Origin of the sequence: Empedobacter falsenii, assembly GCF_019308355.1 — a bacterium.
In the GTDB taxonomy this organism is placed as follows: Bacteria; Bacteroidota; Bacteroidia; order Flavobacteriales; family Weeksellaceae; genus Empedobacter; species Empedobacter falsenii_B.
On record NZ_JAAGKM010000059.1, the window covers coordinates 1 to 10,871 of the forward strand.

Sequence of the window (10,871 nt, forward strand, 5' to 3'; positions counted from 1 at the left end):
CAAATATTTATTATGAATAGAATGACTAATTTACAAATAAATATTGATATTGTGTGTTAATATACAGTGTTTTGTGATTTTAAAATTTAAGTTGTATATAAAATATTATTTCGTATATTTGAGTGTTAGCACTCACCCTAAAAGACGACACGACCGACAATAAACGAACAGGAAAATGACAGACAAAATGCCAACCCTTCGCAAAATTAAAAGAGCTGCAAGCCGACACATAAGCCAACACTTTTGCAGCACATTTAATTTTGCCCAACCGCACCCAAGCCCACCCACCACCCCAACAGCGGACAATGGACAACTTAACGGCAACTTTTGACATTAACCAAAACGTAAATTGTAACTTTGACAGTTTTAAATTAGAAAAATAATTAATGAAATTTATAGACTTATTCGCAGGACTTGGCGGTTTTCATAAAGCTCTTCACAAACTCGGACACGAATGTGTTTTTGTTAGTGAACTCGACCCTATTTTGCGAGAAGTTTACACGAAAAACTGGGGCATTGAAGTACACGGAGACATAAAAAAAATAGTTGACAAAGAAATTGAAACGATACCTGAACACGACATTTTGTGCGGTGGTTTTCCTTGTCAGCCATTCTCTAAAGCAGGCAAACAACTAGGACGAGATGACGACAGAGGAACTTTGTTTGACGAAATTGTAAAAATTCTTGAATTTAGAAAACCAACATTTTTCATACTTGAGAATGTCCCTTTCATTGCCAAACACGACAACGAAGCAACTTGGGAATTTATGCAAAGTGAATTAGATAGAATTGGTTATAAAGTCGACCATAATATTTATTCGCCACAAGACTTTGGAATTCCACAGCATAGAAAAAGAATATTTATTGTAGGTTCAAGAATTGGTTTAGACCATTTCAGTTTTGACGAAGTCGACAAAAGAAAAACCAATAAAATTGATATTCATAAGTTCATTGAAGTAGAACCAGCAGACGCAAAAAAACTGCCTAAAGCCAATCAAGACTGCATAAAACTTTGGCAAGAATTTATTTCAAATATTCCAAAAGACGTAAAACTTCCCGGCTTTCCTATTTGGGGAATGGAGTTTGGAGCAACTTATCCATTTGAAGACGAATTTCCTCATTTACTTTCAGCTAATGAACTTTCAAAATACAAAGGCAATTTTGGAATAAGTTTAAAAGGAATGACCAAAGAAGAACAATTGGCAAACCTTCCAAGTTACGCAAGAGTTGAAACAAAATTTCCCGACTGGAAACAACGATACATAAAATACAACAGGCAATTTTACAAGGAAAATAAAAGCTATGTTGAAGATGTTGTAAAACGTATTTCAGAACTACCTTCTCAAAGTTGGCAAAAGTTAGAATGGAATGTTGGAGAGAACAAGCGAAAAATAACCGACTACATTTTACAATTTAGAGCATCTGGAATACGAATAAAAAAGGCAGATTTTTTTCCTTCATTGGTTTGTACAAATACACAAATTCCTATTATTGGTTGGGAGAAAAGATATATAACAAAAAAAGAAGGTTTAAAACTTCAATCTCTGACTGGCATAAAATTGCCTGAAAGCGAAGGTGCAGCTTTCAAAGCACTTGGCAACGCAGTAAATTCTCATATTGTTGAATTAATTGCAAAGCAATTAATAATAGACCCAAACGATTTGCCAAAGGAAAAGGCAAAAAAATTGAATGGGAATAAAGTAACACAATCTTTAACCGTATGAGTGAAAACAAAATAAACATAAGACCAAATGTTTCTATGCTTTCTGTTCTAAAATTCTTAGAATATGAAACGTGGTTTGCTTTAGCTGAATTTGTAGATAATGCAATTGCAAGTTATTTGAATAATGAAAAAGCTCTAAAACAACTTCACGGAGAAGATTTTCAATTAGAAGTAATAATCGAAATTAACGACCCCGAAAACAAAATTACAATTCGTGATAATGCAGGTGGAATTGAACAAGCAAACTATAATAGAGCTTTTAGAGCTGCTGAAATTCCAGCAGATACTTCTGGTCTTTCTGAGTTTGGAATGGGAATGAAATCTGCTTCTTGTTGGTTTTCTGACTACTGGACTGTAAGAACAAAAGCATTGAATGAAACGGTTGAGAAAACCGTAAAATTTGATATGAATAAAATCTTTGAGGACAAACTTGAAGAATTAGAATTCACATCAAAAACAACAGATAAAAATCATCACTACACAATTATTGAATTAATAAATGTAAACAAGATGCCAAGGCGAAAAGGACTTGGAAAAGTAAAATCACATTTAGCAAGCATTTACAGAGAATTTCTTCGCAAAGGCATTTTAAAATTAATTGTTGATAACACTGAATTGCAGTTTGCAGAACCAAACATTCTCATTGCACCAAAATATGATGAACCAAACGGAGAAAAAATAAAATGGAAAAGGGAAATTAATTTTGGATTAGAAGATGGTTTATCCGTAAAGGGTTTTGTTGGAATTAGAGAAACAGGCTCAACAGCAGAAGCGGGATTTGCACTTTTTAGAAGAGGAAGAGTTATTGAAGGAAGTTTTGATAATGGATTTAGACCTGAATTTATTTTTGGTGCACCAAATAGCTATCGCTATCAAAGAGTTTTCGGAGAACTGCATTTAGAAGGTTTTGATGTTTCATTCACAAAGAAAGGAATTCAATGGGATGAAAATCTTGATGTGTTTCTACAATGTCTAAAAGATGAACTTTCACACGATAATTTCCCATTACTAACGCAAGCTGAAAAATTTAGAGCAAGAGCAAATGATACTGATTATAGAAATTCAGGTATCAAAGCTTTAAGCCATACCGTTTCTGACTTCGAGCAGAAAGCACCTGAAGCCATAAAGGAAACTTTTGAAAATCCCATAGTTGAAAGTGAAGTTGAAATTGAGTTACCAAAAACCGAAAAAAGAATTTACAAATCATTCAAAGTAAATTTCAATAAAATTAATTGGCTTATTTCAATTGAACTTTCATACGACACTTCTTTAAATGACTTGCTCGAAGTTGGTCCACATTTAATAAAAGAACCTTCAACAGAACCTAATGTAAAACAAATTGGAATTCGCCTTTCTCTAACTCACCCTTTTATGGTTGAGTATGCAGGAACTGAAAATGGGAAAATTGAACCAATTCTAAAAATGGCAGCAGCAATGGGTTTGGCAGAAATTATAGCTAAAGAAAGCGGAGCAAAAACCCAAGGAGAAATTCGTAGAAATTTCAATCAACTAATCACAAAAATCTCTCAAAGTTAGTTATGGCAGAAATAATAGAAATCACAGGAAATACAAATCCAAACAATTCAAAATGGCAACCCTATCAAGGGGAAGAAATTGAAGGATTACTCAAGCACAAAGGATTTACAGATAGCACAGGAAATATAAACGCTACTGGCGACCGTGTAATTGATGAGACCTTTAAGATTTTGGAAATGTGTGGCAATCCAGCCGAACAGCAAAATGTTGAAACGGGTTTGGTTATTGGGTATGTTCAAAGTGGAAAAACGCTTTCTTTTACTTCTGTTGCAGCTTTAGCCAACGACAATCAATATCAAATTGTAATAATCATTGCAGGAACTTCAATTCCTCTTTCAGAGCAATCCTTTGAAAGAATGAAAAAGGATTTACGAGTTGAAACAAGGTTTGACCGTAAATGGACAATAATAAAAAATGCAGGAACACAAGAAGATAGAGATACAATTGAAATGAAATTGGAGCAATGGGCAGACCCAACTTTCCCAAGAGAAAATTGCTCAACTCTATTGATTACTGTTATGAAAAATGGCAGTCGATTAAGAAACCTAACCAATCTTTTAAGCGACTTAAACCTAAATGGTGTGCCAACTTTAATTATAGATGATGAAAGCGACCAAGCAAGTTTAAATACAAGAGCAAGAGCCAACGCAAATGCTGGAGAAGGTGTAAATGAAGGAGAGGTTTCAACAATCTACAGAAGAATTAATGAATTAAGAAATGTTTTTCCTCATCATACATTTTTACAATATACAGCAACACCACAGGCAAATCTATTCATCAATATTATGGATAGACTTTCACCCAATTTCATAAAACTATTAACCCCAGGAAACGGATATACTGGAGGCAATGCTTTCTTTGTACAAAACCCAAATCTTGTTAGACGAATTCCTGATTTAGAAATTCCATCTAATCATAATCCCGTCCACGAACCACCAGAAAGTTTACTTTTTGCTTTAAAAATATTTTTCTTGGGAGTTGTTGCAGGAGAAATAAAGCGAGACCAACGTAATCGTTCTATGATGGTTCACCCATCACGTTTAACCAATTCTCAAAATATTTACTTCACTTGGATTAGAAATGTTTGTGAAAGTTGGAAAACATTATTACAAAGTACATCGCCAGCCGATGAAGAAGAAAGAAACGAATTATTAAGAGAATTTAAAGAAGCTTATGACGACTTAAATTTAACTGTAACCGACTTACCAGCTTTTGAAGAACTCACAAACACAAGACTTTTGCATTCCATTAAAAATACAAGAATTATGGAAATTAATGCAAGTCGGGGAAGAACGCCTGAAATTCGTTGGAGTGATTTTTATTCTCATATTTTAGTTGGTGGTCAAGCAATGGACAGAGGATTTACCGTTGAAGGCTTGACTGTTTCATATATGCCAAGACCATTAGCTACTGGACAAGTTGATACAACTTTACAAAGAGCAAGATTTTTTGGCTACAAAGGACCTTATTTGGGTTTTTGCAGAGTTTGGTTGGACAACCCAAACATTGAAGCATTTAGAGCAATCATAGAACACGAGGAGGATGTTAGACAGCGTTTAGAAGAATTTGACGTAAACAACAAACACTTAAACGAATGGGACAGAGAAGCGGTTTTAGACCAAATGTTAAGACTTACAAGACCAAATATTTTATTCAATGACATTGATAGAGATTACTTTGGTCAAGAATGGTTTATTGTAGGAGCACCTCACGACACAGAAAATTTAATACCATTCAATAAGAGTGTTGTTGCGGAATTTGCAAATAATCACATTACAAGTTTTGCAACTAACCAAGGGCATACGGAACGAACAGACTTACAAAAGCACTTAGAAGCAGAATTACCGCTTGAAGAAAGTTTAAAGCAACTTTTAAATAGATTAAAATTCACAAGAGAAACAGACAGTCAAACGTATTCAAGTTTAAGGGGTTTATTAAATTCATACTTACAAGAAAATCCAAACGAAACTTGTTTAGTTTATCTGATAAGTTCAAGAATTGAGAATAATGCAATTGTCCAAACAACAAGACAACGTAGATTAAACCAAAACGACAATATTCAGCAACTTTTTCAAGGGGAGCAACCTACGTCAAATGGAAGATTAAGAAAAGGCGAAGTTTACATTGGAGATAGAAACATTAAAAATCAAGATAAGGTTACAATCCAAATTCACAGATTAAATCTTACTGATGTTAGTGGCAATCCAATTTTGGACGATAATGGAAATGTAGTGTACAATGATTTAGTAAGTCTTGCTATTTGGATACCTGAAACTATTGGTAAAGACATCATTAGACAACCCGACAATATATGAGCTTGTTAGATGTTTTTTTAGAAATAGAAATTCCCAAAACGGAAAATCCAAAATTATTCAATGCTAACGCATTGAGTGATTTTCCATTTGCTAAAATTGGAGTTAACTATCTTGGATTTCCAGTAATATTAATTTCTTCAAAGTTTGACCAAACCCATTTATTACAAAAAAACATCAAGCTAAAATATATTGAACTTACTCATAATCTTGAGTGTAAAGTTTCAGAAAATGGAAAATCTAAAATTGACAATTACTCTGTAATCATATTTAAAAGCAATGAAGAAACATTGCAAAACTATTTCCTTGGAATTGCTCATTCACTTTTAAACTCACTTTCAAAAAAGCCAACCCAAAAAGAAGTTTTTGAAACATTTAAAAATTTCGTTGAAATTTTTAGGTCATTAACAGAAACACCAACCAAAACAATTCAAGGACTTTGGGCAGAACTTATTCTTATTGAACAAAGTAAAAAACCTGAAACGTTAATTAATTATTGGCATAACATACCAGAAGAAAAATTTGACTTCAATGCAGATAGCGAAAAAATAGAAGTTAAAAGCAGCAGTAATTTAGAAAGGGTTCACATTTTTACAGCAGAACAATTAAATCCAACAATTGACTGCCAAGTTATTATTGCTTCCATTTTTACTAAACAAGTTTCAAATGGACTGAATATCCTTGACTTGTTAGACAAAATCGACAAGCGAATTGTAGAGATAGAATTGAAAGAAAAGATTTTTAGAATTGTTTCAAAAACTCTTGGGAACACTTTTGAACAGACGACAAAAATTAAATATGATTATGATTTGGCGAAAAACTCGTTAAGGTTTTACAGACATCAAGACATTTCAAAAGTTGAAAGAATTAATATTCCTGAAAGAGTTTCAGAGGTTAAATTCAAATCAGACTTGACTAACGTTAAACCAACTGACATAACAAAAATATTAACTGACGGACAATTATTTAAAGACACGTAAGCCAACGCATTTGGTGGCACATTTGTATTTTTTTCCAACGCACAGACCAACGCTAAAAAATCCAAAAGAGCCACCAAACCAACGCACCAAGACAGAACAAAATGGACAAACAACAACACGACAGAAAAGAAGGGCGAAGTGCTAACAGCGGTTTTGCAAAAAAGCGGGTTCAGTGGTTAATTGAACATTCTACCTCGTATCAACATTTGTGGTTTATTGACAGTTTAATGCTTCGAAATCCGCTTCTTCGCAAAGCCGCAAAACGTTGTGCGTCACCCTAAAAACCCACCGCACATTTAGCACATTTGGTTTTTCCGACACTCAAAGCCAACGCTAAAAAACCAAAAGAGCTAAATCACCCACCGCTGACAAAGAAGAATTGTTAAAAACTATAATTAAGTATTTGCTTAAATAAGAAAACTATTTGTATTTTTGCTGCGTTATTAAATCCTAAACAAGGAAATTATGGAAAACAATCAATCGTGTATCCGTGTGTTTGCCGACAAGGTTCAAATAGACAATTGTAGAGAAATACTGCAAACCAACGACAAAGCATTCACCCAACTGAGTGGACTTTTAGCATTGGCAGGAAACGAAGTAAGATTGAAAATCTTATTTCTCTTAGAAGAAGAAAACGAACTTTGTCCTTGCGACCTTTCAGACATTCTCGGAATGAGCATCCCTGCCGTTTCGCAACACCTCAGAAAACTAAAAGACGGAAACGTCATTGAAGGTAGAAGAGAAGGACAAACCATTTTCTACTCTTTGAAACAGGAGCAACTTACTTTACTTCGTCCATTTTTTAAACACATCATAAACAATTCAAAAAAGGAAACAGTATGAACAAGAAAAACAACAGACTTGTCGGAGCGGGTGTGCTTTCGGCAGTAGCAGCATCACTTTGCTGCATTACACCTGTATTGGCTCTTATTTCAGGAGCTTCAGGAGTGGCATCTACCTTTTCATGGATGGAACCAGCAAGACCTTATCTAATCGGTATCACCGTTTTGGTATTGGGCTTTGCTTGGTATCAGAAACTCAAACCACGAACAGCGAAAGAAATCCAATGCGATTGCGAAGAAGACGAAAAAAAACCCTTTATGCAGACCAAAACATTCTTGGGAATTGTAACCGTGTTTGCAGCCTTGATGCTCGCTTTTCCAAACTATGCACACATTTTCTATCCTTCAAACGACAACAAGGAAGTTGTAATCGTCAATGCTTCTGACATCCAAACGGTAACTTTTGATGTAAAAGGAATGACTTGCAATGGATGTGCTTCACACGTAGAAAATGACGTGAACAAATTGCCAGGTATTATTAAGGTAGATGCGATTTATGAAGAAGCGACTGCCAAAGTAGAATTTGACCAAACCAAAGTTAGTTTAGCTCAAATTGAAGAAGCCATCAACGGTACAGGTTACAAAGTGGTTGGCAAGAAATAGTATTTTTTTGCCTTTTGTATTTAAGAACTTAATTAAATAATTACACAATGAAAAAGAATTTAATTCTATTGAGTGCTTTGTTCCTAATTGGAATTGCTCAGCTCAATGCACAATGTTGCAAACCGACTGACAATAAAGCACAAACAGCAAATACAACACAGCAAGAAGGTAAGACCCTGCAACTGAAAATCACGGGAATGACTTGTGCAGGTTGTTCCAACCATATTTCAAATGCCCTCAAAGAAGTGGACGGCATTATTGAACACAAAGTGGAATATCCGGGCGATTTGGCAACCATCCAATACGACCCAAAGAAAACAAATCCTGATGCCATCATCAAGGTTATTGAGCAGACAGGCTATAAAGCCGAAATCATTAAGGAAAATCAAAAAGAGAAATCATTATGAACAAAGAAATAATAAAACTAGACATCACAGGTATGACCTGCGACCATTGTGCCACAGGCATTGAAAAACTACTTTCCAAAAACGAAGGTGTAAAAGAAGCAAATGTGAGCTATCCAAAAGCTACTTGTGAATGTTCTTTTGACCCTACCAAAACAAGTAAAGAAGAAATCATCAATACCATTAACGGCACAAAAAACTATCGTGTAAAAAGTGAAATTTCTGAAAATGGAAATAGTAGGAATAATCAATTTGATTTAATAATTATCGGTGGTGGTTCGGCTGCATTTTCGGCAGCTATCAAAGCCGAAAGTTTAGGTTTATCGACCTTAATGGTAAACGGTGGTTTGGACTTTGGCGGTACTTGTGTCAATGTAGGTTGCGTACCTTCCAAAAATCTAATTCGTGCAGGCGAAACGGCTTATCACGCTACCCATTCCAATTTTGATGGTATCAAACCAAAAGGCGTTGACATTGATTTCGCTCAAATCATCAAAGACAAGAAAAAATTAGTAGCCACACTTCAAGAGAAAAAGTATATGGATGTGGTGAGCGATTTTGAAAACCTGACTATGCTAAAAGGTTGGGCAAAATTCAAAGACAACAAAACCATTTTGGTTGATGGCAAGGAATACAAAGCCTTCAAATTTTTAATTGCTGCGGGAGCTACGACCAACATTCCGACTATTGAAGGATTGGACAAAATTGACTACTTGACCAATGTTTCTCTTTTCGATTTAGAAGAAAAACCTGAAAGTCTGACTATTATGGGAGCAGGTTACATCGGATTGGAAATTGCAATGGCTTATAATCGTTTGGGTGTAAAGGTTCGTATCATAGAATTTACCGACCGAGTATTGCGAACACAAACCCCTGACATCAGCGAAGCATTGGAAATTCAAATGCGAAAAGAAGGCATTGAAATATTACCCAATTTCAGAGCCGTGAAATTCGAGAAGAACGGAAACGAAACGATAATTCATTGTAAATGTCCTGACGGTTCATTTACCGAAATAGTGGAAAAAGGAAAGGTCGTAATTGCCACGGGAACAAAAGCCAATACAACCCAATTAGGATTAGAAAACATTGGATTGGATCTCACCCAAAGCGGACATATCGCTGTAAATGAAAAAATGGAAACCAATCTATCCAACATTTACGCAGCAGGAGACGTAACCAACACCCCTGCATTTGTTTACACTGCCGCATTTGAAGGCAAAATTGCTGTTGAAAATGCTTTTTCAGGAGCAGAAAACAAAGCCGATTATTCTTCTTTGCCTTGGGTGGTTTTTACTGACCCACAAATTGCAGGGGCAGGTTTGGACGAAGCACAGGCAGAAGCAAAAGGCATTCCGTTTGAAGTTTCAAAGTTGGAATTGAAAGACGTGCCGAGAGCCATAGCAGCAAACGACATAAGGGGATTTATTAAACTCATTCGCAACACCGAAACAGACAAGCTTATCGGTGCAAGAGTAGTCGCACCCGAAGGTGGAGAGCTTATCCAACAATTAAGTATGGCAATCAAATACGGAATAACTGTAAAAGACTTGGCAGACAGTTTTTACCCTTATTTGACTTTGGGAGAAGGAATAAAATTAGCTGCGATAACTTTTGGAAAAGACTTATCGAAATTAAGTTGCTGTGCGAGTTAATCCGACCCAAAGGCACACACTCTTGCAAGTCGCACCAGCCAACGCCTGACCAAAACTTGCAAGAGAGTGTGCCTTCCCCACTGAAAAAATCCTACCTTTGAATATTGACCAAACCGACTGAAAATAAAGGGCGAACGCACAACATTGTGTATAAGCAATAGCGGGTGAAGTGGTAAATCGAAGCTCTGTGCATTTAATAAACTTTGTGCTAAACGGACAGGAAAGTGCTTCTAATCCGCTACTGCTCATACACGAGACCGTTGGTGGCAATTTTTAACAGCATGACGTCCAAGATTTACGATTTATTAAAATAGTTTTGTAGAACATATTTTTCAAAGTTCTCAAATAAAGTCACTCACTACGAAAGAGATTAAATCGTATTTTGTAAACAAATTGATTAGATAAATGATTACCAATAAGGGAACTAATTCCAACCTACTGCAGGTAGCAGATTAATTAATTTAAAACAAAAAATTACATGAAAAGATTAGTTTTCACATTAGGTTTTATGCTAATAGGAACATTTACTTTTGCTTCAAGTGAAAAGATTGAAGTATCAAAGATTGAAGAATCTAAAACTATTGTTCAAAAAGAAGATTGTGAAGCAAAAAGAGCTTTAACAATTGAAGTATTTGAAGAGGCTAACTTAGGATTATCTTCAAATGAGTTAATTGAACTTGGAGACGCTATGTATAATATTTATACATTTAGCAGTATGAATAGATAAACGTTAATAATTTATTTTGATTGTTTAATTATTGAAGGATGAAAAGAAAAATTAATTATAGTTTAAGAAAGAAAACAATTAGAATTTTATTA

At 35.0% G+C, this 10,871-nt stretch carries 9 protein-coding genes; all 9 read left to right on the forward strand.

Features of this window, described 5'->3' with window-relative positions; translation table 11 throughout:
- Window positions 1-386 precede the first annotated feature (386 nt).
- The 9 genes from G0Q09_RS13880 (at window position 387) to G0Q09_RS13920 (ending at window position 10,779) form a co-directional block, all read left to right on the forward strand.
- Entirely contained in the window at window positions 387-1,724 is a 1,338-nt protein-coding gene (locus G0Q09_RS13880; protein ID WP_219035319.1) for a DNA cytosine methyltransferase, read from the forward strand.
- Window positions 1,721-3,259 (forward strand): ATP-binding protein, encoded by a 1,539-nt coding sequence (locus G0Q09_RS13885; protein WP_219035320.1) that lies wholly within the window; start codon window positions 1,721-1,723, stop codon window positions 3,257-3,259. The genes G0Q09_RS13880 and G0Q09_RS13885 overlap by 4 nt, the downstream gene beginning before the upstream one ends.
- 2 nt (window positions 3,260-3,261) lie before the next feature.
- A complete protein-coding gene (locus G0Q09_RS13890) occupies window positions 3,262-5,574 on the forward strand; it encodes a Z1 domain-containing protein (protein WP_219035321.1) in 2,313 nt (770 codons plus the stop codon).
- Window positions 5,571-6,551, forward strand: coding sequence for a PD-(D/E)XK motif protein (locus G0Q09_RS13895; protein WP_219035322.1), 981 nt, complete (start codon window positions 5,571-5,573; stop codon window positions 6,549-6,551). Before G0Q09_RS13890 ends, G0Q09_RS13895 begins: the two co-directional genes overlap by 4 nt.
- A 465-nt stretch (window positions 6,552-7,016) precedes the next feature.
- Window positions 7,017-7,394, forward strand: coding sequence for an ArsR/SmtB family transcription factor (locus tag G0Q09_RS13900; protein WP_058699658.1), 378 nt, complete (start codon window positions 7,017-7,019; stop codon window positions 7,392-7,394).
- Entirely contained in the window at window positions 7,391-7,996 is a 606-nt protein-coding gene (merTP, locus tag G0Q09_RS13905) for a mercuric transport protein MerTP (RefSeq protein ID WP_219035323.1), read from the forward strand. Before G0Q09_RS13900 ends, merTP begins: the two co-directional genes overlap by 4 nt.
- A gap of 47 nt (window positions 7,997-8,043) precedes the next feature.
- A complete protein-coding gene (locus G0Q09_RS13910) occupies window positions 8,044-8,403 on the forward strand; it encodes a heavy-metal-associated domain-containing protein (protein WP_027375686.1) in 360 nt (119 codons plus the stop codon).
- A complete protein-coding gene (merA, locus tag G0Q09_RS13915; protein ID WP_219035324.1) occupies window positions 8,400-10,052 on the forward strand; it encodes a mercury(II) reductase in 1,653 nt (550 codons plus the stop codon). Before G0Q09_RS13910 ends, merA begins: the two co-directional genes overlap by 4 nt.
- A gap of 478 nt (window positions 10,053-10,530) precedes the next feature.
- Window positions 10,531-10,779 (forward strand): hypothetical protein, encoded by a 249-nt coding sequence (locus G0Q09_RS13920; RefSeq protein WP_219035325.1) that lies wholly within the window; start codon window positions 10,531-10,533, stop codon window positions 10,777-10,779.
- The last annotated feature ends 92 nt before the right edge of the window (window positions 10,780-10,871 follow it).